At 72.7% G+C, this 23,065-nt stretch carries 26 protein-coding genes; 17 read left to right on the top strand and 9 right to left on the bottom strand.

Going from position 1 to position 23,065, the window contains the following annotated elements:
- The first annotated feature begins 35 nt into the window (after positions 1-35).
- From IE066_RS11465 to IE066_RS11435, 7 genes are all read left to right on the top strand, one after another.
- The gene (locus tag IE066_RS11465; protein ID WP_229790793.1) at positions 36-572 is read left to right on the top strand and encodes a gamma carbonic anhydrase family protein; all 537 of its coding nucleotides are present in this window, start codon (positions 36-38) and stop codon (positions 570-572) included.
- 131 nt (positions 573-703) lie between these two features.
- Positions 704-1,390, top strand: coding sequence for an RDD family protein (locus IE066_RS11460; RefSeq protein WP_189449968.1), 687 nt, complete (start codon positions 704-706; stop codon positions 1,388-1,390).
- Positions 1,387-2,400 carry a stage II sporulation protein M gene (locus tag IE066_RS11455; protein ID WP_189449967.1) on the top strand — a complete coding sequence of 338 codons (1,014 nt, stop codon included), beginning with the start codon at positions 1,387-1,389 and terminating at the stop codon, positions 2,398-2,400. The genes IE066_RS11460 and IE066_RS11455 overlap by 4 nt, the downstream gene beginning before the upstream one ends.
- Positions 2,397-3,929: a DUF4129 domain-containing protein gene (locus tag IE066_RS11450; RefSeq protein WP_189449964.1), complete on the top strand. Its 1,533-nt coding sequence runs from the start codon at positions 2,397-2,399 to the stop codon at positions 3,927-3,929. Before IE066_RS11455 ends, IE066_RS11450 begins: the two co-directional genes overlap by 4 nt.
- Positions 3,926-5,053: a DUF4350 domain-containing protein gene (locus IE066_RS11445; RefSeq protein WP_189449961.1), complete on the top strand. Its 1,128-nt coding sequence runs from the start codon at positions 3,926-3,928 to the stop codon at positions 5,051-5,053. The genes IE066_RS11450 and IE066_RS11445 overlap by 4 nt, the downstream gene beginning before the upstream one ends.
- Complete coding sequence (locus tag IE066_RS11440) at positions 5,050-6,030, top strand: AAA family ATPase (protein ID WP_189449959.1); 981 nt, start codon at positions 5,050-5,052, stop codon at positions 6,028-6,030. Before IE066_RS11445 ends, IE066_RS11440 begins: the two co-directional genes overlap by 4 nt.
- A complete protein-coding gene (locus tag IE066_RS11435; protein WP_229790792.1) occupies positions 6,027-7,391 on the top strand; it encodes a DUF58 domain-containing protein in 1,365 nt (454 codons plus the stop codon). Before IE066_RS11440 ends, IE066_RS11435 begins: the two co-directional genes overlap by 4 nt.
- 7 nt (positions 7,392-7,398) lie before the next feature.
- Here IE066_RS11435 and IE066_RS11430 read toward each other — a convergent pair whose 3' ends face one another.
- Positions 7,399-7,710, bottom strand: a complete 312-nt coding sequence (locus IE066_RS11430; protein ID WP_189449951.1) for a hypothetical protein — start codon at positions 7,708-7,710, stop codon at positions 7,399-7,401.
- A gap of 43 nt (positions 7,711-7,753) precedes the next feature.
- On the bottom strand, positions 7,754-8,287 hold the full coding sequence (locus IE066_RS11425; protein WP_189449949.1) for a hypothetical protein: 534 nt from the start codon (positions 8,285-8,287) through the stop codon (positions 7,754-7,756).
- Between the two features lie 176 nt (positions 8,288-8,463).
- Between IE066_RS11425 and IE066_RS11420 the strand changes: the two genes are divergently transcribed.
- Complete coding sequence (locus tag IE066_RS11420) at positions 8,464-8,919, top strand: DUF3465 domain-containing protein (RefSeq protein WP_189449946.1); 456 nt, start codon at positions 8,464-8,466, stop codon at positions 8,917-8,919.
- Here the strand turns inward: IE066_RS11420 and IE066_RS11415 are convergent.
- Both IE066_RS11415 and aroE read right to left on the bottom strand, forming a co-directional pair.
- Positions 8,916-9,215: a YkgJ family cysteine cluster protein gene (locus tag IE066_RS11415; protein ID WP_189449945.1), complete on the bottom strand. Its 300-nt coding sequence runs from the start codon at positions 9,213-9,215 to the stop codon at positions 8,916-8,918. The two genes, IE066_RS11420 and IE066_RS11415, sit on opposite strands and share 4 nt — an antisense overlap.
- 7 nt (positions 9,216-9,222) lie before the next feature.
- A complete protein-coding gene (gene aroE / locus IE066_RS11410) occupies positions 9,223-10,071 on the bottom strand; it encodes a shikimate dehydrogenase (RefSeq protein WP_189449942.1) in 849 nt (282 codons plus the stop codon).
- A 26-nt stretch (positions 10,072-10,097) separates the two neighbouring features.
- Here aroE and IE066_RS11405 point away from each other — a divergent pair, with 26 nt between their 5' ends.
- On the top strand, positions 10,098-10,979 hold the full coding sequence (locus IE066_RS11405) for a TolB family protein (RefSeq protein ID WP_229790791.1): 882 nt from the start codon (positions 10,098-10,100) through the stop codon (positions 10,977-10,979).
- 69 nt (positions 10,980-11,048) lie between these two features.
- Here IE066_RS11405 and hemB read toward each other — a convergent pair whose 3' ends face one another.
- The 5 genes from hemB to IE066_RS11380 form a co-directional block, all read right to left on the bottom strand.
- Positions 11,049-12,041 carry a porphobilinogen synthase gene (hemB, locus tag IE066_RS11400; RefSeq protein ID WP_189449939.1) on the bottom strand — a complete coding sequence of 331 codons (993 nt, stop codon included), beginning with the start codon at positions 12,039-12,041 and terminating at the stop codon, positions 11,049-11,051.
- A gap of 271 nt (positions 12,042-12,312) precedes the next feature.
- Positions 12,313-13,743: an OprO/OprP family phosphate-selective porin gene (locus IE066_RS11395; protein WP_189449936.1), complete on the bottom strand. Its 1,431-nt coding sequence runs from the start codon at positions 13,741-13,743 to the stop codon at positions 12,313-12,315.
- Between the two features lie 274 nt (positions 13,744-14,017).
- Complete coding sequence (locus IE066_RS11390) at positions 14,018-14,266, bottom strand: hypothetical protein (RefSeq protein WP_189449934.1); 249 nt, start codon at positions 14,264-14,266, stop codon at positions 14,018-14,020.
- 11 nt (positions 14,267-14,277) lie between these two features.
- The gene (locus IE066_RS11385; RefSeq protein WP_229790790.1) at positions 14,278-15,261 is read right to left on the bottom strand and encodes a chorismate transformation FkbO/Hyg5 family protein; all 984 of its coding nucleotides are present in this window, start codon (positions 15,259-15,261) and stop codon (positions 14,278-14,280) included.
- Positions 15,258-16,598, bottom strand: coding sequence for an NAD(P)/FAD-dependent oxidoreductase (locus IE066_RS11380; RefSeq protein WP_189449931.1), 1,341 nt, complete (start codon positions 16,596-16,598; stop codon positions 15,258-15,260). The genes IE066_RS11385 and IE066_RS11380 overlap by 4 nt, the downstream gene beginning before the upstream one ends.
- Positions 16,599-16,711: 113 nt before the next feature.
- Between IE066_RS11380 and IE066_RS11375 the strand changes: the two genes are divergently transcribed.
- Genes IE066_RS11375 through IE066_RS11340 form a run of 8 tightly spaced genes read left to right on the top strand, consistent with a single transcriptional unit; the run spans position 16,712 to position 23,063 of the window.
- Positions 16,712-16,981, top strand: coding sequence for a phosphopantetheine-binding protein (locus tag IE066_RS11375; RefSeq protein ID WP_189449929.1), 270 nt, complete (start codon positions 16,712-16,714; stop codon positions 16,979-16,981).
- A gap of 1 nt (position 16,982) precedes the next feature.
- Positions 16,983-17,672: a COG4648 family protein gene (locus tag IE066_RS11370; RefSeq protein ID WP_189449927.1), complete on the top strand. Its 690-nt coding sequence runs from the start codon at positions 16,983-16,985 to the stop codon at positions 17,670-17,672.
- Between the two features lie 10 nt (positions 17,673-17,682).
- On the top strand, positions 17,683-18,453 hold the full coding sequence (locus IE066_RS11365) for a lysophospholipid acyltransferase family protein (RefSeq protein ID WP_189449925.1): 771 nt from the start codon (positions 17,683-17,685) through the stop codon (positions 18,451-18,453).
- A gap of 1 nt (position 18,454) precedes the next feature.
- Complete coding sequence (locus tag IE066_RS11360; RefSeq protein WP_189449922.1) at positions 18,455-18,742, top strand: ApeI family dehydratase; 288 nt, start codon at positions 18,455-18,457, stop codon at positions 18,740-18,742.
- Entirely contained in the window at positions 18,739-19,710 is a 972-nt protein-coding gene (locus IE066_RS11355; protein ID WP_189449920.1) for a lysophospholipid acyltransferase family protein, read from the top strand. The genes IE066_RS11360 and IE066_RS11355 overlap by 4 nt, the downstream gene beginning before the upstream one ends.
- Positions 19,637-20,278 (top strand): LolA-related protein, encoded by a 642-nt coding sequence (locus IE066_RS11350; RefSeq protein WP_189449918.1) that lies wholly within the window; start codon positions 19,637-19,639, stop codon positions 20,276-20,278. The genes IE066_RS11355 and IE066_RS11350 overlap by 74 nt, the downstream gene beginning before the upstream one ends.
- Positions 20,275-22,623: an MMPL family transporter gene (locus IE066_RS11345; protein WP_189449916.1), complete on the top strand. Its 2,349-nt coding sequence runs from the start codon at positions 20,275-20,277 to the stop codon at positions 22,621-22,623. The genes IE066_RS11350 and IE066_RS11345 overlap by 4 nt, the downstream gene beginning before the upstream one ends.
- Complete coding sequence (locus IE066_RS11340) at positions 22,620-23,063, top strand: hotdog family protein (protein ID WP_189449914.1); 444 nt, start codon at positions 22,620-22,622, stop codon at positions 23,061-23,063. The genes IE066_RS11345 and IE066_RS11340 overlap by 4 nt, the downstream gene beginning before the upstream one ends.
- Positions 23,064-23,065 lie beyond the last annotated feature (2 nt).

Below are 23,065 nucleotides of genomic sequence, written 5' to 3'. Positions count from 1 at the left end.
GCCGGCCGGCGGACGCCACAGCCTACAATCCGCGCATGGCGATCCGACCCTACCTCGAGCATTTCCCCGTCCTCGGCGCGCGTGCCTACGTCGACGAGGCGGCCACCGTCATCGGCGACGTCGTGCTCGGCGACGACACGTCCGTGTGGCCCGGCACGGTGATCCGCGGCGACGTCAACTTCATCCGCATCGGCGCGCGCACCAACGTGCAGGACGGCACGGTGATCCACGTCAGCCACGACGGCCCGCACGCCAAGCTCGGCGGCTTCGCCACGCGCATCGGCGACGACGTCACCATCGGCCACAAGGCGGTGATCCACGCCTGCGTGATCGAGGACGCGGTCCTGATCGGCATGGGCGCGATCGTGCTCGACGGCGCGGTGGTGCGAAAGCACGGCTTCGTCGGCGCCGGCACGGTAGTGCCGCCGGGCAAGGTGGTCGGCGAAGGTGAGCTGTGGCTCGGCAATCCGGGCAGGAAGGTGCGCATGCTCCGCGACGCCGAGATCGAAGGCCTGTACTACTCGGCGCAGCACTATGTGCGCCTCAAGGATAGCTATCTCGGCGGTGGCTGAGCGCCGCCGCGACCGGTAGAGTCGCGACGGGGAAATCCGAGGGACCAGTCCATGACGCAGCAGGACGCGCACGGCCGCGCGAGGCCATCCGTGGGTAGCGCGTCGCGCATCCGCTGACGCCGCGACGCCGCATGCTGCTCGATACGCATCTGGACGTGGTGACGCCCGAAGGCGTCGCCCTGCACCTGCCCGTCGCCGGGCCGGTGCCGCGCGCGCTGGCCTGGCTGATCGACTTCGCGCTGCGGCTGGCCGTCGTGTTCGTCGCCTCGATCGTGTTCGGCCTGCTCGGCCGCGCGGGCACGGGCTCGATGGCTGTGCTGATGTTCCTCGTGTACTGGTTCTATCCCGTCGCCTTCGAGGTGCTGTTCGACGGCCGCTCGCCCGGCAAGCGCGCGCTGGGGTTGCGCGTGATCGCGGCCGACGGCTCGCCGGTGGGCTGGCGCGCGTCGTTCACCCGCAACCTGCTGCGCGTGGTCGACATGCTGCCGTTCGGCTACGCGTTCGGCCTCGTCGCCTGCCTCGCCGATCCGGCCGGGCGCCGTCTGGGCGACATGATCGCGGGCACGCTGGTGGTGCACCTGCTGCCCGAACAGGACGCGCTGGCGGTGCCCGACATCGCACCGCAGCCGCCGCGTGAGCCGTTGCCGCAGGCCGAACAGGCGGCGATCGTCGCCTTCGCCGAGCGCGCGCCGCAGCTCACGCCCGCGCGTCGCGACGAGATCGCCGACATCGCCGCGCCGCTGGTGGAGGCCCGCGGCGCGCAGGCGGCGGAGAAGCTCTATGCGATCGCCGCCTGGCTGCTGGGACGCCGCGCATGAAGCAGGAAGCCTTCGTCGCGCGCCACCAGGCCGAATGGAGCGCCTTCGAGCACTGGCTCGACACGCGCGGCGCCAGCCCGCGTCGCGCACGTCGCACGCGCGCGGACGGCGCGCTCGACGACAGCGAGATTCCCGCGCGCTACCGGCGCCTGACCCAGCAGCTCGCGCTCGCGCTGCGCCGCGGCTACAGCCCGCAGCTCACCGCGCGCCTGCAGGGCCTGATGCAGCGCGGCCACGCCGTGCTCTACCGCACGCCGCCTCCGCACTGGCGCCGCCTCGCGGCCTTCCTCGTCGGCGGCTTCCCGCGGCTGGTGCGCGAGGAGGCCCGCTGCATGCTCGCCGCCGCGGCGATGCTCTACCTGCCGATGGTGCTGGTGTACGTCGCCATCCAGCTGCGGCCCGAGTTGTCCTCGGCGCTGTTCTCGCCGGTGCAGCTCACCGAATTCGAGTCGATGTACGACCCGACCGACCCCGTGCGCAAGCTCGGCCGCGACGGCGGCACCGATGTCGCGATGTTCGGCTTCTACATCTTCAACAACGTCTCGATCGCGTTCCGCACGTTCGCCTCCGGCGCGCTCGCCGCGGTCGGCTCGATCTTCGTGCTGGTGATGAACGGGCTGATCATGGGCGGCGTCGCCGGCCACCTGCACGCGGTGGGGCATGGCGACCCGTTCTGGCGCTTCGTCTGCGGGCATGCCTCGTTCGAGCTCACCGCCATCGTGATCGCCGGCGGCGCGGGCCTGCAGATCGGGCTGCGGCTGCTCGCGCCGGGCCGGCAGCGGCGCATCGACGCGCTCGTCGAAGGCGGCCGCCGCGGCGCGCTGCTCTGCGCCGGTGTCTTCCTGATGCTGGTGATCGCGGCCTTCATCGAGGCGTTCTGGTCGTCGATCGGCTGGATGCCGGCATCGGTGAAGTATTCGGTGGCGGCGCTGCTGTGGCTGCTGGTCGGCGCGTGGCTCTGGCGCGGCGGGCGCGGGCGCCTGCCGGGCGATGCGGACGGCGACACATGAGGGTCGATGCGATCACCGTGGTGCTGCGGCCGCGCTCGTCGTGGGAGGCGGTGGAGTTGGGCACCGCGCTGGTGCGCCGGCATGCGCGTGCGATCTGGACGCCGTGGCTGGCGGTCACGCTGCCGCTGTTCGCCGTCGCCAATGCGCTGGCGTTCTGGATCGGCGTGCCCACGCTCGCGGCGATCGCGATGTGGTGGCTTAAGCCGGTGTTCGACCGGGTGCCGCTGTTCGTGCTGTCGCGCGCGGTGTTCGGCGAGGTACCGGACACGCGCAGCACCCTGCGCGACGCGTTCCGCGGCGGCGGGCGCGCGATGCTCGGCTATCTCACCTGGCGACGCCTCGGCCCCGCGCGTTCGCTGCTGCTGCCCGTCGACGTGCTCGAGGGCGGCGATCCGCGGCAGGCGGGCGCGCGTCGGCGCGTGCTTGCCGGGCCGGCCTACGGCGTCGCCTCGCTGGCCACGCTCACCTTCCTCCACTTCGAGATGGCGCTCGCCTTCGGCTTGGCGCTGCTCGCGTTCCTGTTCGTGCCCAGCGAATACCTGCGCACCTCGTTCATGCTGCTCTGGCAGCACCTGCAGGACTCGCCGGCCTGGTTGCTGGTGATCGAGAACGCGTTGGCCTGGACGGCGACCAGCGTGCTGGAGCCGTTCTATGTCGGTGCGGGCTTCGGGCTCTACCTCAACCGCCGCACCGAGATTGAAGGCTGGGACATCGAGCTCGCGTTCCGTCGCCTGCGTGCGCGCCTGCTCGCCGCGGGCGGCGCCGCGTTGCTGCTCGGCGCGGTGTTCATGGCGCCGCTGCCGTCGATCGCGGCGACGCCGGAAGCGAAGCGCGCGCCCGGCTGCCCGCTGCCCACGCGCACCGAGCGTACGTTGCGCGAGGCTTTCGGCGAGGCCTATGTCGAACCGGGCGCGTTCCATGACGCCGTCGACCGCGCCTATGCCGACCCGCGCCTGCATCCGCAGCGCACGGTGTCGCAATGGAAACCGAAGAAGCCGCGCGAGGACCGCGGATCAATGCCGCTGCCGGCGTGGCTCGACCACATCGGCGCGCTGATCGGCACGCTCGGCCGCGCGGCGTTGTGGCTGCTCGCCGGTGGCGTGCTTCTGGCCCTCGTGCTCACCGCGAAGCACTGGCTGCCGTGGCTGCGCGGCCTCGCGATGCCGCCCGTCGCACGCGCCACGCCGGTCGGGGAGCAGGCCTCCGCGGCGGTCGAGCCGTTGCCGGACGACGTCGTCGCCAGCGTGCGTGCTCTGTGGGACGAGGGCCGCGCGCGCGATGCGCTGGCGCTGCTGTACCGCGGCGCCGTCGAGGCGATGGTGGCGGCCACCGGCCGCGAGCTGCCGCCGGGCGCGACCGAGGCGCAGTGCCTGCGTGCGTCGCAAGCGCTGCCCGAGGCGACGCGTCGCACGTTCGCGCGGGTGGTGCGGCTGTGGCAATACGCGGCCTATGCCGAGCGCCTGCCCGCGCAGGATGCGTTCGACGAAGCGCTCGCCGAGGCCGCGCGCCAGTTCGGGTGGCGCGCATGAAGTGGCGCATCGCCCTGCTGGTGCTGCTCGGCCTCGCGATCGCGGGCGGGCTCGTGGCCTGGTGGCTGCACACCTACGAGCGCGTGACCGAGAGCGTCGACATCCCGCGCACCGGCGAGGCGGCGAGCAATCCGCTGTTCGATCTCGGCGTGGTGCTGGAAAACGACGGCCGCACGGTCAGGCACTGGCGCCGCCTCGAACCTGCGGCGATGGCGCTCGGCCCGCACGACACGGTGCTGTACGACGGCGACCTGCGGCGCCTGCCCGCGCGCGTGGAGGCGCCGCTGCTCGACTGGCTGCGTGGCGGTGGCCATCTGATCGTGGCCGCCCCACCGGTCGACGTGGTCGGCGACACCTTCGAGCCCGGCGTCGATGAGCACCACGTGCGCGTGCCGCTGCTGGATGCGATGGGGGTGCACGCGCGGCTGGATCGCGCGCGCTGCAGCCGCGCGCCGCGCGGCCTGCCGGTCGAGCTGTGCATGGGCCGGCAGTTCGATGCGCCCGGCGCCGAGCCGCGCATCGGCGATGGTAAGGGCGACCTGTTCGCGCGCGTGGCGGTAGGGCGTGGCAGTGCCGACGTGGTCTCCAGCCTCGGTTTCCTCGACGAGGGCTCGCTGCGGCACCAGCACAACGCCGAGTTCGCCCACCAGTTGATCGCCCGCGGCGACCGTCGCGGCGCGGTGCACCTGGTGCACGTCAGCGACATGCCCTCGCTGTGGCTCACGCTGCTGCGCCACGGCTGGCCGGTGTGGCTGCCGCTGCTGCTCGCGCTGGCCGGCGGGCTGTGGGCGCGGATGCGCCGCTTCGGGCCGCAGGTGCCGTCGCCGGTCGCCGGCCGACGCTCGCTGCTCGAGCACGTCGCCGCCAGCGGCGCGCACCACTGGCGTTACGGCCGGGCCGACGCACTGCACCTCGCCATGCTCGACGCCTTCCACGCGCGCCTGCGCCGCCGCGACCCGCAGGCCGCCGCGCTGCAGGGCCACGTGCAGGTGCAGCGCCTGGTCGAGCGCACCGGCCTGCCCGAGGCGCAGGTCGTCGACGCGCTCACGCCTCCCGATCCGCGCGACCGCAAGGCGCTCGTCGCGCGCATCGCCACCCTCGTCCGCATGAGAACCCGGTTATGACCGACACCCTTCCCACCGCGCTCGGCAACGACGCGCTCGCCGAGAACGCCGCGCGCCTGCGCGAGGCGGTGTCCGGCGCATTCATCGGCCAGCCCGACGTGCTCGAGCAGATCCTCGTCGCGCTGCTGGCGGGCGGGCACGTGCTGATCGAGGGCGTGCCCGGCCTCGGCAAGACGCTGCTGGTGCGCGCGCTGGCGCAGGCGGTCGACTGCGATTACGCGCGCGTGCAGTTCACGCCTGACCTGATGCCCAGCGACATCAGCGGCCACGCGGTCTGGGACCCGAAGAGCGAGACCTTCTCGATCCGCCGCGGCCCGGTGTTCACCAACCTGCTGCTGGCCGACGAGATCAACCGCGCGCCCGCGAAGACGCAGGCCGCGCTGCTGGAAGCCATGGCCGAGCGCCAGGTCACCATCGAGGGCCAGAGCTTCGAGCTGCCGCCGCCGTTCATGGCGCTGGCCACGCAGAACCCGCTGGAGCACGAGGGCACGTATCCGCTGCCCGAGGCGCAACTCGACCGCTTCCTGCTCAAGGTGCTGATCGGCTATCCGCAGCGCGCCGACGAGGTGCGCATGGTGGCCGACGTCAGCCGCGGCGCGGCCAGCAGCTTCGACCTCTCGCGCGTGCCGCGCGTGCTCGGCCCCGGCGACATCGTCGCGATGCAGCAGGCCACCGCCGCGCTGCACGTGGACGACGCGGTGATCGACTACGCCGTGCGCGTCGCCGCGAGCACGCGTGACTGGGCCGGCATCGCGCTCGGCGCCGGCCCGCGCGGCTCGATCGCGCTGGTGCGCTGCGCGCGTGCGCAGGCGGTGCTCGCCGGCCGCGACTTCGTCACGCCCGACGACGTGCGCGAGGTCGCGCTGCCCGCGCTGCGCCACCGCATCACGCTGGCGCCGGAGCTGCAGCTGGAAGGCCAGTCGGCCGACGTCGTGCTGCGCGCGCTGCTCGCGCGCGTGGAAGCGCCGCGCCAGTGACCGGCCCGCGCGCCCGCGCCGAGCCCGCGCGACGCTGGCCGCGCCCGGCGCCGCCGTTGCTCGCGCTGCTCGCGGCGTGGGCGGCGATCGGCATCGCGGTGGTCGCGGGCCTTTTGCCCGTGATCGCTTGGTCGTGGGCCGGCATCGCCATCGGCGCGCCGGTACTGGTCGATCTCGCGCGCCTGCTGCGCCTGAAGCTGCCGTCGGTGCGGCGCGAGATGCCCGACACTTGGCCGGTGAGCGTGTCCACGCCGGTCACGCTGGTGTTCGACGACGTGCCGTCGCGCCTGCGCCTCGACGTGTTCGACCTGTCGCCCGGTGCCTGGCGCGTCGACGGGCTGCCGCGCCGGCTCGACCTGCGGCCGGGCGTGCAGGCGCGCGTCGACTACCGTCTGGCGCCGCAGGCGCGCGGCGATTTCGACTTCGACGCCACGCAGCTGCGGTTGCATTCGCCGTGGCGGCTGCTGCGCCGCGACGTGCTCGCCGGCGCGCCGCGCGCGGTACGCGTGTATCCCAACTTCGCGCCGCTGGCGAAGTTCGCCATGTTCAGTGCCGAACAGGCGTCGCGCCTGGTCGGTGCGCACCTCAAGCGCCGTCGTGGCGAAGGCACCGACTTCCACCAGATGCGCGAGTACCGCGTCGGCGATTCGATGCGGCAGATCGACTGGAAGGCGACCGCGCGCACGCGCCGGCTGGTCTCGCGCGAGTACCAGGACGAGCGCAACCAGCAGGTCGTGCTGCTGCTCGACACCGGCCGGCGCATGCTCGCGCGCGATCCATCGCCCGGCGGCGCGGGCGAGGCGATGAGCCATTTCGACCACGTGCTCGACGCGTCGCTGGTCGTCGGCTGGCTGGCGCTGCGGCAGGGCGATGCGGTCGGCCTGCTCGCGCACGGCGGCGATGCCGCCTGGGTGCCGCCGCAGCGCGGCGCGGCGGCGATCGACCGCCTGCTGCGCGCGACCTACGCGCTGCAGCCGCGGCCGGTCGCCACCGATTTCCTCGCCGCCGCGACCGACCTTGCGCTGCGCCAGCGGCGGCGCTCGCTGGTCATGCTGGTCACCAACCTGCGCGACGAGGACATGGACGACGTGCTCGCCGCGGCGCAGCTGCTGCGGCGGCGCCACGTGGTCTGCGTGGCCAGCCTGCGCGAGGCCGCCCTGGACCGTGCGATCGCGGCCGAGGTCACCGACCTGCCCGGCGCGCTTACCGCCGGCGCCACCGCGCAGTACCTCGCACGACGCGCCGAGGCGCATGACGCGCTGCGCAGCCATGGCGTGCTGGTGCTCGACGTCACGTGCGCGCAGCTGCCGGCCGCGCTGGTCGAGAAGTACCTCGCGGTGAAGCGCGACGGGCTGCTGTAGCCGCGCGTCAGGGCAGCTTGAACTTGCGCATCGCGCGCAGCGGCCAGATCGAGGTGAACTGCGCGCCGCCCACCAGCCGGTAGGCGGCCGACAGGCCCTGCTGCACGCCCATGCCCTCCAGCACGTCGCGCGCCTTGCGGAACGCGGTGCGCGGGTCGGCGGTCAGCATGAAGAGGTTGATCTCCTTCGCGCTGACGTCGTAACCCTCGAGCTCGACGCTGTCTTTCAGCACCTTCTTCAGCTCGTCCTCGACCGTGGCCAGGAACGCCTCGTCGGCGAGCGACTTGCGCCAGAACTTGATGACCAGCTGGTAGTCCATCGCGCGATTGTAGGCGGCCCGCGTGCAGGCCGGATCGACGCGCTCAGTGCGCGTTCGCCGCCTTGCGGCGCGAGGCTTCGTCGAGCAGCCGCGTTTCCGCTTCGCGCACGAGGCCCTGCGCGTAGATCGCCCACGCGAGGTAAGCGCGGATGCGCTGGAAGTAGCGATGGCCGAAGTTCTCGCGCGCGCGGATGCGGCGCTCGCAACGGCGCTTCTGCTCCTCGAGGTATTCGCGGATGCGGATCAGCTTGGCGCGCGCGGCGGGGATGCTCAGGCCGTCGAGCGCGAAGAACGGCAGCTCGCCGAACGCCGGATGCAGCGACAGCGGCGACTTGTTCCAGTTCACCGCGGCGATCGCGGCGAGCTGGCCCGGCGTGCCGGCGCGGCCGCAGTCGCAGCGCACCTGCCAGCGCAGCTCGTTCATCGCCAGGCTGGGCGCGCCGCCGCAGTCGGCGCAGGCGTTGAGCCAGCGCTGCGCGTCGAGCGGGTCATCGGGGCCGAAATCGAGCCAGGACGGGTCGATGTCGATGAAACGGTCGTCGGGCGTGGGCTGCAGGTGGTCGGATCGGGCGGTCATGGTTCTCCTCGGGCAAGGCGCAGCGACGGCCGTCCGGCCGGATCCCTGTCGTGAAGAGCGCCGCTCCCACTGAGCGTGGAGCCCGCGCATTGTCGCGCATGTGGCGTTAGGACGCGGACGCCGCCACCGCAACGCCGCGATGCGCGATCATCGCCCGGGACTTCACGGAGCCACGCATGCGCCGTCCCGCCTACCCGATCGCCGTCCTCGTCGTCGCGCTCGCCACGTTCGCCGCCTGCCGGCGCGATGCGCCGGCGCCTGCCGAAACGGGCCTCGCGACGCCGGTCGTCGCGCCCGTCGTCGACACCGCGCTCGTCCGCGCGATCCGCGAGCAGGCGCGCGACGTCGACGTGCAGGGCCGCGGGCGCGTGTCGAAGCTGTTGCCGGACGACAACGACGGCAGCCGCCACCAGCGCTTCGTGCTGCGCCTCGACGACGGCGGCACGGTGCTGGTCGCGCACAACATCGACGTCGCGCCGCGCATCGCCGGCCTCGCCATCGGCGACGAGGTCGAGTTCCGCGGCGAGTACGTGTGGAACGCGAAGGGCGGCGTGGTGCACTGGACGCATCGCGATCCGCGCGGCGCGCACGTCGGCGGCTGGCTGCGCCACGCGGGGCGCGCCTACGACTAGGGCGCGGTCGCCGCTTCCAGCATCGAAAGATGCGCGAGCGCGGCGGCGCGGTCGTTGCCGCACATCGAGGCCGAGGGCCGAAGCCCGCCGCAGACCGCGGGCCGGCGCGGATCGCCGAACAGCCGGCAGCGCAGCGCGTCGTCGAGCTGCACGCAGGCCACGCCTGCGGGCTTGCCGCCGGGCATGCCGGGAATCGGCGAGCTGATCGACGGCGCGATGCAGCAGGCCGCGCAGCCGGCGCGACAGGGCAGGCCGGCATCGGCCAGCGCATGCGGCGTCGGAAACGGGCGGCTCATCGCGGGGTCACGGCGCCGGCAGCTCGCGGCGCAGCACGTCGTACACCGGCGCGGTATCCGGCATCACGCCGTGCCAGAGCCGGAAGCTCTCGGCGGCCTGCTCGACCAGCATGCCGAGGCCGTCGATGCACGCCGCCGCGCCCCGCGCGCGCGCCGTTTCGAGAAACATCGCGGCATCCCGGCCGTAGCCGAGGTCGACCGCCGTCCAGCCATCGGCACCTGCGTGGAGGAACGGCCAGTCGATGGCCGTATCGCTGCGTGCGGCCGACGTGCTGTTGATGACGACGTCGAACACGGCGTCGTCCGCGTCATCCCATGCCAGCGCCCGCACGCGCGCGTCGTTCAAGCGCGCCGCCAGCGCGTCGCCGCGTGCGGAACTGCGGTTGCGGATCGCCAGCACCGCGATGCCCGCGTCCAGCAATGCCGGCGCCACGCCCGCCGCCGCGCCACCGGCGCCGATCAGCAGCACGCGCGCGCCGTCGAGGCGCAGGCCGTGGCGTTCGCGCAGGTCGCGCACCAGGCCGATGCCGTCGGTGTTGTCGCCATGCCAGCGCGGCGCGCCGCCGGCGGCATCGTCCACGCGCACCAGCGTGTTCACCGCATCGGCACGCGCGGCCCGCTCGCTGCGCGTCGTGCAGAGCGCGGCGGCGGCAGGCTTGTGCGGCAACGTCACGTTCGCGCCGCGGCCGCCTTCGCGTGCGAAGCGCTCGACGGCGACGGCGAAATCCTCCGGCGACGCCTCGATGCGCACGTAGTCCAGCGCGATGCCGCATTGCGCGGCGAACGCGGCATGGATCGCCGGCGAGCGCGAATGCGCGACGGGCTGGCCGAACACGGCGAATCGGTTACGGTGCATCGGTCCTCGACGGCCGGAAATCACGCGTGCGCACCGTACACCACCTCGTCCCGCTCGCGCTGCTGATCGCGATGCCCTGCACGGCGTTCGCGCCCTGGGGCATGGAAGGCGTCGGCATCGTCTCCACGCGCAACACCGAGCTTCGCGCCACGGTGCATCCCGACGGCAACAGCATCATCTGGAGCAGCCCGGACCGCGCCGGCGGGCCCGGCGGCGGCGACCTGTGGATCGCGCGGCGCATCGACGGCCGCTGGCAGGAGGCGCGCCCGCTCGCACTCAACACGACCGCCAGCGAAAGCGATCCCGCGTTCAGCGCGGACGGCCGCTGGCTGTACTTCGCCTCCGACCACGCGGGCGGCGTCGGCGGCAACGATCTCTACCGCGCGCCGTTCGTCGACGGTGAAGCCGGCACGCCGCAGAACCTCGGCACCGCGGTGAACACGCGCGGCGACGAGCGCTCGCCCATGCCCTTGCGCGACGGTCGCCGACTGCTGTTCGCGAGCGACGGCCGCCCCGGCGCGAAACGCCACGATCTTTACGTCGCAATCTGGCAGGGCGATGCGCTCACCAAGGTGCAGCCCGTGCCGGGCATCAACACTGATGACGACGAGTCCGACGCAATGTGGCTGGCCGACGGCGACGGCCTCGTGTTCGCGCGCTCGCAGGACCTCGCGAGCAAGCCGGTGCAGCTGCTGGTCGCGCGTTGCCGGGCCGGCGCCTACGTCGAGGCCGCGCCGCTCGCGCTCGCCTTCAATACGGAGGACGCGCGCACGCTGGCGCCGATGCCGGACTGGAACCGCCCGGTGGAGATGCTGCTCAGCGGCGCGGCGCCCTCGCCGAAGGCAGGCCGGCTCGACGTTTACCGCGTGCTGGTGCCGACGGTGAAAGGCGACGGCAGCTGCGGCTGAGCGCGCACGGATGTGCTGAAACGACGAAGCCGCCCGCAGGCGGCTTCGATCGCAACGCAGCGACGCGGCTTACGCGCTTTCGCGTAGCCAGCGCGCGGCATCGAGCGCGTAGTAGGTCAGCACCCCGTCGGCGCCCGCGCGCTTGATCGCGGTGAGCGCTTCCAGTGCGACCTTGCGCTCGTCCAGCCACCCGTTGATCGCGGCGGCCTTGAGCATCGCGAACTCGCCGCTGACCTGGTAGACGAACGTCGGTGCGCCGAATTCGTCCTTTACCCGCCGCACGATGTCCAGGTAGGGCAGGCCTGGCTTGATCATGATCATGTCGGCGCCTTCGGCGAGATCGAGCGAGACCTCGCGCAACGCCTCGTCGGAATTCGCCGGATCCATCTGGTACGTGGCCTTGTCGGCCTTGCCGAGCGCGGCGGCGCTGCCGACGGCATCGCGGAACGGTCCGTAGAACGCGCTCGCATACTTCGCGCTGTAGGCGAGGATGCGTGTGTGGATGTGATCGTCCATCTCCAGCGCCGCGCGGATCTCGCCGATGCGGCCGTCCATCATGTCGCTGGGCGCCACGATGTCGGCACCGGCGCGCGCATGGCTCAGCGCCTGCTTGACCAGCGCGTCGACCGTCTCGTCGTTGAGCACGTAGCCGTTCTCGTCGATCAGCCCGTCCTGCCCGTGCGAGGTGTATGGATCGAGCGCCACGTCGGTGATCACGCCGAGCTCGGGGAAGCGCGACTTGAGCGCGAACACCGCGCGCTGCACCAGGCCCTCGTCGTCCCAGGCCGCCGCCGCGTCGAGCGACTTCGCCTCGGGTGCGGTGACCGGGAACAGCGCGAGCGCGGGAATGCGCAGCTCGGCGGCCGTTTCGGCCACGCGCAGCAGCTCGTCGACCGACAGCCGCTCCACGCCCGGCATCGAGCCGACCGGCGCGCGACCGGCCAGTTCATGGACGAAGACGGGGTAGATCAGGTCGTTCGCGGTGAGGACCGTCTCGCGCATCAGCCGGCGCGAGAACTCGTCGCGGCGCATCCGCCGCGGGCGCACGTAGGGGTAGCTCATGCGCAAAGTTTACTCCTGCGCACGACCGGGGCCGGCGGGCGGCAGGGCCCAAGGTCAGCCGCGATTCGACGAGGTGGCATGGACGCGGGTCAGTACGCGAACACGCGACGGCGCCGCGGCTGCACGTGGACCACGTCGCCGCGCCGCGGCAGTGCGTCCGGCTCGCCGGCGCCGCCGACCTGGAGCGGCAGCGCTACTGGCGTCGATTTCCAGCGTCTGCCGGCCCGTCGACCGGTGATGCCCTGCAAGCCGCGACGTGCGGCCTCGACGGTCAGAAGGCGACTTGCGCGCGGGTGAACAGGGTCTTCTCGGTTTCACGGTCGCTGGCGGGCGCGCCGCCGTCGAAATCCGCTTCCGAGTAGTTCGTCATCAGCTTGAGGTTCTGGGTGAGGTACCAGTTCAGCCCGATCGTCCACGCACGCACGTGCCGCGCGGCGCTCGCGGGATCGGCGAAGAGCGGGAACGCTTGGTCGTCGACGCTGAGCGCGCCGACGCGCGCGGCGAGCTCGAACGCACCGAGGCCGTCGCCGGTGAACGGACGGTCGGGCTTGACCGTGCCGCGATAGGACGCGGCCTCGCCGGTCAGCACCCAGCTCGCGGCGAGCTGCCAGGCGCGGTTGTCGATGCGCGCCGCGGTGCCGCCGACGCGCACGTCCTGCGACGACTCGACGTACTCGCCGAGCAGGCCGACCGGCCCGTGGTACCAGTAGGCCTGCGGCGCGATGCGGCGGCGCGCGCCATCGGCCTGTACCGCGCCGCGATAGCCGAAGAACTGCGCCTGGCCCGGCGTGCGGTAGCGCGGCAACGCGGCGCTGCCTCCGCCGGTCACGTCGCCCGTGCTCGCCGCCAGACCGACGCCGAGCCCGGCCGCGGCGTTGTCCGCGCCGCGGAACGGCTCCCAGAAGACGCGCGCGGCGTATTCGAACGCATCGTCGCTGTTGGCCGAGGCGCCGTCGCGCCCGTCCGGCGCGCCGTTGAACACGCCGGCGGCGTAGGTCAGCGCGCCGCCGTCGAACTCGCCCTGCAACTGCACGCCGAGGTCGCGGCTGGGCGCGAGTTCCGACGACAGCCCGAGTTCGACGAAGGTATTGGCGCCCGAGGACTGCAGGCGCTCCAGGCCGACCGGCGCCTTGAACTTGCCCACGCGCAGCGTCGCGCGCGGGTCGAACTTCAGGTCGATGTAGGCATCGGAAATGCTCGCGCTGTCGCCAGCTAGCTCGGGCATCAGCCGGAAGCCGATGAGCTTGCCGAGGCTGCCTTCGAGCGTGGGCTGCGCGCGACGCAGCAGGAAGCCGTCGTTCTGCGGCAGCGCGTCGTCGCCGAGCCAGCTGCGTGCATCGGCCTGCACGAGACCGCGGAAACGCAGCTCCACGCCCTGCTCGGGCGGCGACTTCAGCGACACGCCCTTGTCGGCGCTGACGCTGAGCGTGGAGACGGATGCGGCCGACTGCGCGGTGGCCGGGGCCGATGCAGCGACGGCGGCCGGCGCATCACCCTGTGCGAGGCGACGCTCGATCGCCTTCAGGCGAGCGTCGAGCGCGGCGAGGCCGACGGCGTCCTCGTTGACCGCGATCCCCAGGCGCTGCTCGACCGCGCGCAGGCGCGCATCGAGCTGCTCCGCACTCGGCGGGGCCTGCTGCGCGCGGGCCGCGCCGCCGGCCAGGAGCAGCGCGAGCGCGAGAACGGAAGGACGAAGCGACATCGGGATCTCCTTGGGGCCCACTCAGGCGGGGGCTCATCGTGGCGGCTCGCAGTGGCCGGCAGGCAGTGTCCCGGCGCCGCGGCCCTGCGATGGACACGCGGGCGACGCCCCGGATCCATATCCATGGGCGCCCGCGATGGCGGGAACGGTGGGCCGCCTCGATGCGACGGTCGACCGTTTGTTGACCAGGCCGACGTCGAAGGCGCGTGAGCGCAGGTCGGCCTTAAGGCGGAAAAGGCATTGCGAGCCTGCCGCGACGGGCCTGGCCCGTGGATCAGAGCAGGCCGCCGCCCAAGCTCAGGCGGATCGCCGCGACCACCATCACGGCGACGTTGAGCAGCAGCCCCGCCTTGGCGCGCCCGCGATTCTCGCGACGCGTGGTGGCCACGCCGATCGCGGCGATCACCGCGCCGATCGCGGCGAAGGGGATTACCAGCCAGTTCATGATGCCCAGCAGCGGGATCAGCGCGAGCAGCATCCACAGCGCCATCGCGATGCCCCAGATCAGCGAAACCAGTCCCATCGTTCTTCTCCTCAGCCGTGACAGCCGTCGATTTCGAGCCGCAGTTCGCGGCGGCAGACGCGGGCGTGCAGCACCACGCGCGGCGCGTCGGGCAGGCGCGCGGCCAGTGCGGCGTCGACGCCCGCCAGCTCCTCCACCTCGCGGACGTAGGCCTTGAGCGGCGTCGCCGCGCCAGGCGTCGCCGGCAGGTCGGGGCGGTGCGTGCGGGCGACGTCGATCAGCGCGCCGATATTGGCGAGCGTCTCGTCGAGCTGCGCGGACACGCAGTCGTGGTGCAGCGATTCGTGGCCGCGGATCGACGCGGTGCCGGACAGCAGCAGCGGCATCGCGCCGGGCGGCAGCATCGCGCGGGCGAAACTCGGCGGCTGCGGGCCGTACTGGCGCGGATAGCGGTAGGCGCTGACCTGGCGCGGGTTTTCCAGCGGCGTGCCCGGCAGGCGCGACGCCAGCCAGTACACCTGCAGGCGCCCGTTCGCGCGGATGCGGCCGATCGCGGTCGCGGCCGGCAGCGTGTCGGTCGAGAAGCCTTCACCGAGGCCTTCGGCGCGGCCGATGCAGAAGTGCTTGTAGCGCTCCTCGTCGCCCTCGCCGAGAGTGATGTCGTCGATGTAGTTCCAGATGCGCAGCAGGTGCGGATAACCCAGCGACTCGGTGCGCGCGCGCAGCGCCGCATAGGCGTGGGCGGCGGCGGCGCGGATGTCGCCGTCGACTTCCGGCACGTCCATCGCCGCCATCAGCAGGCGGCCGTCGTGCGCGTAGGCGAGGTCGTCGACGCGACCGCTCGCCACCGTCGCGCCCGCGCGCCAGACCTCGAACGGCGCATCGCCCTGCGGTTCGAGCTCGACGCGGATCAGGCGAGGGTCGTCGTTGCGCGGCGCATCGCGGCCGAAGGCGACGACGGCGAGCACGTCGGGTCGGGCGAGCAGGGTGTCGAGCGGGTCATGCGAATACGTCACCGACAACGCCGGGGACTGCACGTTCAGCGGCAGCGTCATTGGGATTCCTGCAGGGTTTCGGCATCGAAGCCGGCACGCGCCTGGCGCCGGCGCGACAGCCAGCCGCGCAGCGCGTCGCGCCACATGCCGAGCGCGGTGAGCGCGTAGATGGCGCGGAACACGCGCAGCCGCCAGACCACCGGGCGCGCGTCGAACACGTCGCCGGCGAGCATCGACACCACGGCCTTCTCGACGCCGAGCACGTCGCGCGGATTGGCGAACAGGTGCTTCATCACCGGCGAGGTGAAGCGGTAGATGAACCACTTGAATTCGTCGATGCCGGCGTCGAACTGCGCCTGCATCGCGTCGAACAGCGCGGCCTCGCGCGCGGGCTCGCGCAGCGCGGCGTCCACCGCCCGCGCGGCCTGCTCGGCGCCGTGCATGGCGAGGTAGACGCCGGAGGAGAACATCGGGTCGACGAAGGCATAGGCGTCGCCGACCAGCAGCCAGCCCGGCCCGTGCATGCGCGTGCATTCGTAGGCGTAGTTGCCGGTGGCATGCACCGGTGCGATGCGCTCGCTGCCGATCATCCGCTCGGCCGCCTCGGGCACCGACTGGATGGTGCGCATCAGGAAGGCATCGCTGTCGCCGCCGCGCTGCTTGAGGTGCTCGGGTGAGCAGACCGCGCCGATGCTCATGACGTCGTCGCGCAGCGGGATGAACCACATCCAGCCGTGCGCGTGGCGGTAGATCGTGATGTTGCCGGCGTCCCCGCCCGGACGACGCGCGACGCCGCTGAAGTGGCTGAACACCGCCGCCGACTGGTGCCGGCGGTTGCGGCGCTTGAGCTTGAGCTGGCTGCCGAGCAGGGTGTCGCGCCCGGTGGCGTCGATCAGCATGCGCGGCCGCAGCGAATGCGCGCCGTCCGGGCCGGTGGCGAGCACGCGCGCGGGGCGGCCGTCATCGCCGAACTCCACGCGGGTGACCCGGGTCGCCTCGCGCGCATCGACGCCGGCTCCGCGCGCGTGCTCGAACAGCACCTGGTCGAATTCCTCGCGCTTGACCTGGAAGGCGTAATCGGCGCCGCCGCGCAGCGCGCGGTCGAAATGGAAGACGTTGTAGCGCCCGCCGTCGGCCGGGAAGTCGGCGCCGCGCTTGAGCACGCCGATCTCGCGTACCCTGTCGAGCACGCCGAGCCGCTCGAGGATGGGCATGTTCGCCGGCAGCAGCGATTCGCCGATGTGGAAGCGCGGATGCCGGGACTTCTCCAGCATCACCACCTTCCAGCCGGCCTTCGCGAGCAGGGTGGCCGTCGCGCTGCCCGCCGGGCCGCCGCCCACCACCAGCACATCACACGCCTCGGCGGCATCGATGGCAGAATTTCGCACCTCATTCATGGCATGAATGATACCGGGCGGGCCCCGCCGGACGGCCGCTTAACCGTTCACCCGCCCGCGGTCCACGGCAATGCGCCGGATCGTGCCCTTCGCTAGCTTCCATGGAAATGCCGATGTCGACCCAGACGCCTGCTGAAACCGAACTCGCCGAGCTGCTCGTCGAGAGCCTGAACCTCGAAGGCGTCAATGCCGCCGACATCGATCCCGAGGCGCCGCTGTTCGGCGACGGCCTGGGCCTGGACTCGATCGACGCGCTCGAACTCGCGCTCGCGATCAGCAAGCGCTACGGCTTCCAGCTGCGCAGCGACAGCGACGAGAACCGCCGCATCTTCGGCTCCCTGCGCGCGCTCGCCGAGCACGTGCAGGCCAACCGCACCGCCTGACATGAACGTCGCGCTCGCCCGGCTGCTGCTGAGCGCGGCGTATCCGCTGCTCGCGCATGCGGCGAGCGCCACGCACGATCCGCGGCTGGCCGCGCTCGCGCTGCTGGACATCGTGCTGATCCTGCTGGTGCTGCCGCTCGCGCAGCGCCGCGCGGGCGCCTGGCTGACGGTCGCCGGCGCGACGGCACTGCTGTGGTGGATGCAGCACTCGGTGCTGCTGCCCGTGCTTCTGCTGCTGCCGCCGGTGCTGTTCCCCTGGCTGGTGGCGTGGTGGTTCGCGCGCACCCTGCTGCCCGGCCGTGTGCCGCTGATCAGCCGCATCGTCGGCGGGCTGGAAGGCTGCGCGCCGGCCGACCTCGCGCCGCCTCTCAAGTCGTACACGCGTGGGTTGACCCGACTGTGGGCGATTGTGCTCGCCGGCATCGGCCTCGCGAACCTTCTGCTCGGCATCATCGCGGTGCCAGACGGCCTGCTGGTGCGGCTGGGCTATACGCCGGTGGTGACGGTGCCGCAGGTGATGTGGTCGCTGTTCGCCAACATGCTCGACTACGGCGTGGCCGGGCTGCTCATGGCCGTCGAATACCTGGTGCGCATCCGCCTGTTCCCGGATCGCCCCTACCGCAGCTTTCCGCAATTCATCCGCCGCCTGGGCGCGCTCGGTCCCGCCTTCTGGCGCGACGTGATGCGCTGAGCCGAGATCCATGTCCGCCTCGACCGACACCCTGACCGTCGCCGAGCCGCTGCCCCTGCGCGCGGCCTGGCTCGTCGCCAACACATTCCAGCTGCTGTTCACGCTCGCGTGGACGGCGGCCTGCATCACGCTCGCGCTGCTGGTGCGCGCGGTGACCGGCGATGCGCGCATCCCGTTGCGCATGGCGGCGTGGCTGTGGGCGCCCGGCCTGCTCGGCGGTGCCGGCGCGCGCGTGGACATCGAGGGCGTGGAAAACGTCGACTGGAGCCGGCCCTGCGTGCTGGTCGCCACGCACGAATCGATCATCGACATCTGCGCGCTGTTCCGCGCGGTGCCGGTGCCGCTGCGCTTCATGCTCAAGCAGGAGATGACGCGCGTGCCGTTCGTGGGCTGGTACGCGAAGGCGATGGGCATGTGCTTCATCGAACGCGACGGCAGCCGCGCGTCGATGGTGAAGAGCCTGCGCGCGGCCGGTGAAATCGTGAAGGCCGGACACGTGCTGTGCATCTTCCCGGAAGGCACGCGCAGCCGCGGCGGCGTGGTCGGCGAATTCAAGGCCGGCGCCTTCCAGGTCGCGATGGGCGGCGGCGTGCCGGTGGTGCCGGTGGCGATGACCGGTGCCGGCGCGGTGCTGCCCGCCTACAGCTTTCGCGTTCGTCCGGGCACGATCCGCGTGCGCATCGGGCAGCCGATCCATGCCCGGGGCAGCGGCGCCGAGGCCCGCGAGACGCTCGCCCGCGATGCGCGCCAAGCCGTGCTCGACCTGATCGCGAAGGACTGAGATGGAGTTCGTCGTCGACGCCGCGCATCCCGCGCTGCCCGGCCATTTCCCCGGCGATCCGATCGTGCCCGGCGTGGTGCTGCTCGACCGCGTGGTCGAGGCGATCGAGGCCGCGCACGGCCCACTCGCGCGCCTGCGCCTGCCGCAGGTGAAGTTCGTGCAGCCGCTGCGCCCGGGCGAGGCCGCGCGCGTGGAGCTCGACGGCGCCGCGCCGCGCTGGCGCTTCCGCATCCTGCGCGGCGACACGCTGCTCGCCAGCGGCGACGTCGCCGACAGGGACGCGGCATGAGCGACGACTGGAAGCAGCGCCCCGAGGGCGGCGGCTGGTTCGCGCTGTGGCTGATCCGCGCGATCGGCTGCTACGGCGGCCGCAGCGTCGCCCGTGCGCTGCTCTACCCGATCACGCTGTACTTCCTGCTGCGCCGCCCGTACGAGCGCGCGGCCTCGCGGCGCTTCCTCGATCGCGCGCTCGGCCGGCCGGCGACGCTGTGGGACATCGCGAAGCACATCCACACCTTCGCCTCGACCATCCTCGACCGCGTGTTCCTGCTCAGCGGCGAGCTCGATCGCTTCGACATCCGCACCCACGGCCTCGACGCGCTGCACGAGCCGCTCGACCGCGGGCAGGGCGTGCTGCTGTTCGGCTCGCACCTGGGCAGCTTCGACGCGATGCGCGTGCTCGGCACCAAGCGTCCGCAGACCAAGATCCGCGTGGTGCTCGACAAGCAGCACAACCCGTCGATGCAGGCGCTGCTCGACGCGCTGAATCCCGAGTTGGCGGCGAACATCATCGATGCCGGCATGGACGGCCCGTCGGTGCTGCTGGCGATCAAGGAAGCCACCGACGAGGGCGCGCTGGTGGCGCTGCTGGTCGACCGCGCGCAGCCGGGCACGCCGACGCTGGACGTGCCGTTCATGGGCGGCACCGCGGCCTTCCCGACCTCGCCCTGGCTGATCGCGGCCATGCTCAAGCTGCCGGTCTGCCTGGCCTGGGGCCTTTACAGGGGCGGCAACCGCTACGAGCTGGATTTCCGCATGTTCAGCGAGGGTCTCGTCGCCGACCGGCATAACCGCGCGGCGGTGATGGCCGACTGCGTGCGCCGCTACGCCGTGGCGCTCGAAGATCGCGCGCGGCAGGCGCCGTACAACTGGTTCAACTTCTTCGAATTCTGGCGCGACGACGATGCTGCGACGATTCCTGTTCCTCCTGCTGCCGATCGCCCTGCTGGCGCCGACGCTCCACGCCGCGTCGCCTGAGGTCGATGCCGGCTGGATCCTCGGCAAGCTGGCGCACCCCGCGCCGATGCGCACGCAGTTCGTCGAACTGCGCGGCTCGCGCCTTCTGAAGAAGCCGCTGCGCATCGAGGGCGAGTACGCGCGCCCGGCCGAGGACACGCTGGTGCGCGAAGTGCGCGTGCCCTACGCGGAGGTGTCGACCATCCGCGCCGACAAGGTGACGATCGCGCGCGGCAAGTCGTCGAACACGTATCCGCTCTCGCGCGCGCCGCAGCTCGCCGGCCTGCAGGACAGCTTCGGCGCGCTGCTCGCGGGTGACCGCGCGCGCATCGAGCGTGCGTTCCGCCTCGAAGCCGCCGGAACGCGCGAGCGCTGGACGCTGCGCATGCTGCCGAAGGACGCGCGCATGGCCGGCGTCGTGCGCGACATCGTGCTGCACGGTCGCGGCGCCGAGCTGCGCTGCATCGAGACGCAGCCGGCGAAGGGCGACCTGCAGCGCACGCTGCTGGCGGGCGCGGCGGTGTCGGCGGCCGGCGTCGATGACGCGGCACGCCTGGCGACGCTTTGCCGCGGCGACGCCGCTCGATGACGGTCGAACGCCGCGCGCTCACCCCGCGCCTGCGGATCGTCCTCGCCCTGGTCTGGCTCGCGCTGCTCGCCGCGCTCGGCTGGGCCGCGGGCCGCTCGCTGGATCTCGGCGGCGACCTGCGCAAGTTCATGCCCGCGCCGCGCACGCCCGCGCAGCGCCTGCTGATCGACGAGCTCGGCGAAGGCCCGGGCGCGCGGCTGCTGCTGCTCGCGATCGAGGGCGCGCCGCAGGACGCACTGGCCGCGCAGTCGCGTGCGCTCGCGACGAAGCTGCGCGCCACGCCCGGCATCGCGCTGGTCGCCAACGGCGATGCCGACCTGTCGGCGATTCCCGAGCGCCTGCGCCCGTATCGCTACCTGCTCTCCGACACCGCCGCGACCGGCGGGCTCGGCGCGGCCGCGCTCACCGATCAGCTGCAGCAGCGCGTCGCCGACCTCGGCTCGCCGATGGCCGCTGCGATCGAGCCTGTCATCGAGCGCGATCCGACGCTGGAGATGCTCACGCTCGCGCAGCGCTGGGAGCCCGCCGCGTCGCCGCAGAAGATCGACGGCCTGTGGTTCGACCGCGCCGGCCGCCGCGCGCTGCTCGCGGTGCAGACTGGCGCGGCCGGCTTCGATCCCAAGGCGCAGGAAACCGCGGTGGCGTCGATCCACGCCGCCTTCGACGAGGTGCGCGGCGCGACGCCTTCACGGCTCACGCTCACCGGCCCGGGCGCATTCGCGGTCGATGTCGCCGGCCGCACGCAGAGCGAGGCCAGCCTGATCGGCACCATCGACACGATCTGCTTCGTGCTGCTGCTGTGGATCGGCTACCGCTCGTGGAAGGCGCCGCTGCTGGGCGCGTTGCCGCTCGCCACGGCGGGCCTCACCGGCCTCGCGGCGGTCGCGTTCGCCTTCGACGGCGTGCACGGCATCACCGTGGCCTTCGGCTTCACCCTGATCGGCGTCGCCCAGGACTATCCGATCCATCTCTTCAGCCACCAGCGCCCCGGCGTGTCGCCCTGGGCCAGCGCGCGTGCGCTGTGGCCGACGTTGGGCACCGGCGTCGCCTCGACCTGCATCGCCTACATGACGTTCCTCGTGTCGGGCGTGGACGGCCTGCGCCAGCTGGCCGTGTTCACCATCGTCGGCCTCGGCAGCGCGGCGCTGGCCTCGCGCTTCCTGCTGCCGGGGCTGATCGATCCGGCGCCGCGCGACGTCGCCGCGTCGCTACGGCTGCGCGCGTTGTGGGCGCGCATCGCGCGCGGGCCGCGGCTGGGCGTCGGCGCGGGGCTGGTGGCGGCGGTGCTGCTGCTCGCCGCGGCGAAGTTCGCCCCCGGCCCGTTCTGGGAGAACGATCTTTCCAAGCTCACGCCGGTGCCCGCGGCCGCGCTCGCGAAGGATGCCGAGCTGCGCGGCGAACTCGGTGCGCCGGACGTGCGCTACATCGTCGCCTTGCCCGCGCGCGACGAACAGGCCGCGCTCCAGGCCAGCGAACGCCTGCTGCCGGTGCTCGAGCGCCTGCGCGCGCAGCGTGTGATCGCCGGCTACGACCTCGCCGCGCGCTACGTGCCCAGCGCCGCCACCCAGCGCGAGCGCCAGCAGCGGCTGCCGTCGGCCGACATGCTGCGGCGCGACCTCGCCACCGCGCTCGCCGACAGCCCGTTCCTGCCCGATGCGTTCGACGGCTTCGTCGAGGACGTCGGGACCGCGCGCACCGCCGCGCCGCTCACCCCGCGCGATCTCGCCGGCACACCCTTGGCGAGCGCGGTCGAGGGCCTGCTGGTCTCGCGCGGCGACGGCGCCACCGCGCTGGTCACGCTCACCGGCCTCGCCGATCCCGCCGTGGCGTCGCGCGCACTCGCCGGCAGCGGCGCGCAGCTGATGGACCTCAAGCAGGCGTCGGAATCGCTGGTCGCCGATTACCGCGGCCGCGTGCTGTGGGCGCTGGCGCTGGCCGCCGTGCTGCTCGCCGCGACGGTCTGGATCGCGCTGCGCTCGCCGCGCCGCGTGGTGCGCGTGCTCGCGCCGATGGCGCTGACCACGCTGCTGATCCTCGCCGTGCTGCGCCTGTGCGGCGTCGAGCTGAACCTGTTCCACCTCGTCGCGCTGATCCTCGCGGCCGGGCTGGGGCTCGACTACGCGCTGTTCTTCGACCACGCGGGCGACGACCCGGACGAGCAGGTGCGCGCGCTGCACGCGATCCTGGTCTGCTCGGCCACCACGCTGCTGGTGTTCTCGCTGCTCGGGCTGTCGAGCATCCCGGTGCTGCGCGCGATCGGCCTCACCGTCGCGATCGGCGTGGTGGCCAACTTCGTGCTCGCGCTGGCGATCGTGCGCCATGCGCCGCCCGCGGAGGCCGCATGAGCGACGCGTTCGACAGCCGCGAGGCGATCGCCTGCCTGATCCCGCATGCCGGCCGCATGTGCCTGTGGCAGCGCGTGGTCGAATGGAACGACACGCGCATTCGCCTCGAAGCCTTCGACCACGTGGCGCCCGACCATCCGCTGCGCCACCGCGGGCGCCTGCACGCGGTGCACCTGGCCGAGTACGGCGCGCAGGCGATGGCGGTGCATGGCGGGCTGCGTGCCCTGCGGGCCGGGGGCGGCGCGCGGCCGGGCCTGCTGGTCGCGCTGCGCGGCGTCTCGCTCATGCGCGATCGCATCGACGATCTCGACGGCGCGCTGGACGGCGAGGCCGAGGTGCTGGTGGAGAGCGCGACCGGTGCGCAGTACGCGTTCGTCATCCGCCACGCCGGCGAGGTGGTCGCCGAGGGCCGTGCCGCGGTGATCCACCCCCAGGGTTGACG

Origin of the sequence: Cognatilysobacter xinjiangensis, assembly GCF_014651995.1 — a bacterium.
Classification (GTDB): Bacteria; Pseudomonadota; Gammaproteobacteria; order Xanthomonadales; family Xanthomonadaceae; genus Cognatilysobacter; species Cognatilysobacter xinjiangensis.
The sequence above is the reverse complement of the archived record's forward strand: the minus strand, read 5'-3'. Positions and strand labels throughout refer to the sequence as shown.

What these genes read in the sequence shown, in the direction of transcription:
- IE066_RS11355 (WP_189449920.1), top strand. Translation starts at nt 18,739, where the DNA reads ATGAGCGACGACTGGAAGCAGCGCCCCGAGGGCGGCGGCTGGTTCGCG.
- IE066_RS11370 (WP_189449927.1), top strand. Translation starts at nt 16,983, where the DNA reads ATGAACGTCGCGCTCGCCCGGCTGCTGCTGAGCGCGGCGTATCCGCTG.
- IE066_RS11450 (WP_189449964.1), top strand. Translation starts at nt 2,397, where the DNA reads ATGAGGGTCGATGCGATCACCGTGGTGCTGCGGCCGCGCTCGTCGTGG.
- IE066_RS11455 (WP_189449967.1), top strand. Translation starts at nt 1,387, where the DNA reads ATGAAGCAGGAAGCCTTCGTCGCGCGCCACCAGGCCGAATGGAGCGCC.
- IE066_RS11430 (WP_189449951.1), bottom strand. Translation starts at nt 7,710, where the DNA reads ATGGACTACCAGCTGGTCATCAAGTTCTGGCGCAAGTCGCTCGCCGAC.
- IE066_RS11365 (WP_189449925.1), top strand. Translation starts at nt 17,683, where the DNA reads ATGTCCGCCTCGACCGACACCCTGACCGTCGCCGAGCCGCTGCCCCTG.
- IE066_RS11350 (WP_189449918.1), top strand. Translation starts at nt 19,637, where the DNA reads ATGCTGCGACGATTCCTGTTCCTCCTGCTGCCGATCGCCCTGCTGGCG.
- IE066_RS11360 (WP_189449922.1), top strand. Translation starts at nt 18,455, where the DNA reads ATGGAGTTCGTCGTCGACGCCGCGCATCCCGCGCTGCCCGGCCATTTC.
- IE066_RS11340 (WP_189449914.1), top strand. Translation starts at nt 22,620, where the DNA reads ATGAGCGACGCGTTCGACAGCCGCGAGGCGATCGCCTGCCTGATCCCG.
- IE066_RS11460 (WP_189449968.1), top strand. Translation starts at nt 704, where the DNA reads ATGCTGCTCGATACGCATCTGGACGTGGTGACGCCCGAAGGCGTCGCC.
- aroE (WP_189449942.1), bottom strand. Translation starts at nt 10,071, where the DNA reads ATGCACCGTAACCGATTCGCCGTGTTCGGCCAGCCCGTCGCGCATTCG.
- IE066_RS11380 (WP_189449931.1), bottom strand. Translation starts at nt 16,598, where the DNA reads ATGAATGAGGTGCGAAATTCTGCCATCGATGCCGCCGAGGCGTGTGAT.
- IE066_RS11385 (WP_229790790.1), bottom strand. Translation starts at nt 15,261, where the DNA reads ATGACGCTGCCGCTGAACGTGCAGTCCCCGGCGTTGTCGGTGACGTAT.
- IE066_RS11440 (WP_189449959.1), top strand. Translation starts at nt 5,050, where the DNA reads ATGACCGACACCCTTCCCACCGCGCTCGGCAACGACGCGCTCGCCGAG.
- IE066_RS11345 (WP_189449916.1), top strand. Translation starts at nt 20,275, where the DNA reads ATGACGGTCGAACGCCGCGCGCTCACCCCGCGCCTGCGGATCGTCCTC.
- IE066_RS11445 (WP_189449961.1), top strand. Translation starts at nt 3,926, where the DNA reads ATGAAGTGGCGCATCGCCCTGCTGGTGCTGCTCGGCCTCGCGATCGCG.
- IE066_RS11425 (WP_189449949.1), bottom strand. Translation starts at nt 8,287, where the DNA reads ATGACCGCCCGATCCGACCACCTGCAGCCCACGCCCGACGACCGTTTC.
- IE066_RS11390 (WP_189449934.1), bottom strand. Translation starts at nt 14,266, where the DNA reads ATGGGACTGGTTTCGCTGATCTGGGGCATCGCGATGGCGCTGTGGATG.
- hemB (WP_189449939.1), bottom strand. Translation starts at nt 12,041, where the DNA reads ATGAGCTACCCCTACGTGCGCCCGCGGCGGATGCGCCGCGACGAGTTC.
- IE066_RS11420 (WP_189449946.1), top strand. Translation starts at nt 8,464, where the DNA reads ATGCGCCGTCCCGCCTACCCGATCGCCGTCCTCGTCGTCGCGCTCGCC.
- IE066_RS11395 (WP_189449936.1), bottom strand. Translation starts at nt 13,743, where the DNA reads ATGTCGCTTCGTCCTTCCGTTCTCGCGCTCGCGCTGCTCCTGGCCGGC.
- IE066_RS11375 (WP_189449929.1), top strand. Translation starts at nt 16,712, where the DNA reads ATGTCGACCCAGACGCCTGCTGAAACCGAACTCGCCGAGCTGCTCGTC.
- IE066_RS11465 (WP_229790793.1), top strand. Translation starts at nt 36, where the DNA reads ATGGCGATCCGACCCTACCTCGAGCATTTCCCCGTCCTCGGCGCGCGT.
- IE066_RS11415 (WP_189449945.1), bottom strand. Translation starts at nt 9,215, where the DNA reads ATGAGCCGCCCGTTTCCGACGCCGCATGCGCTGGCCGATGCCGGCCTG.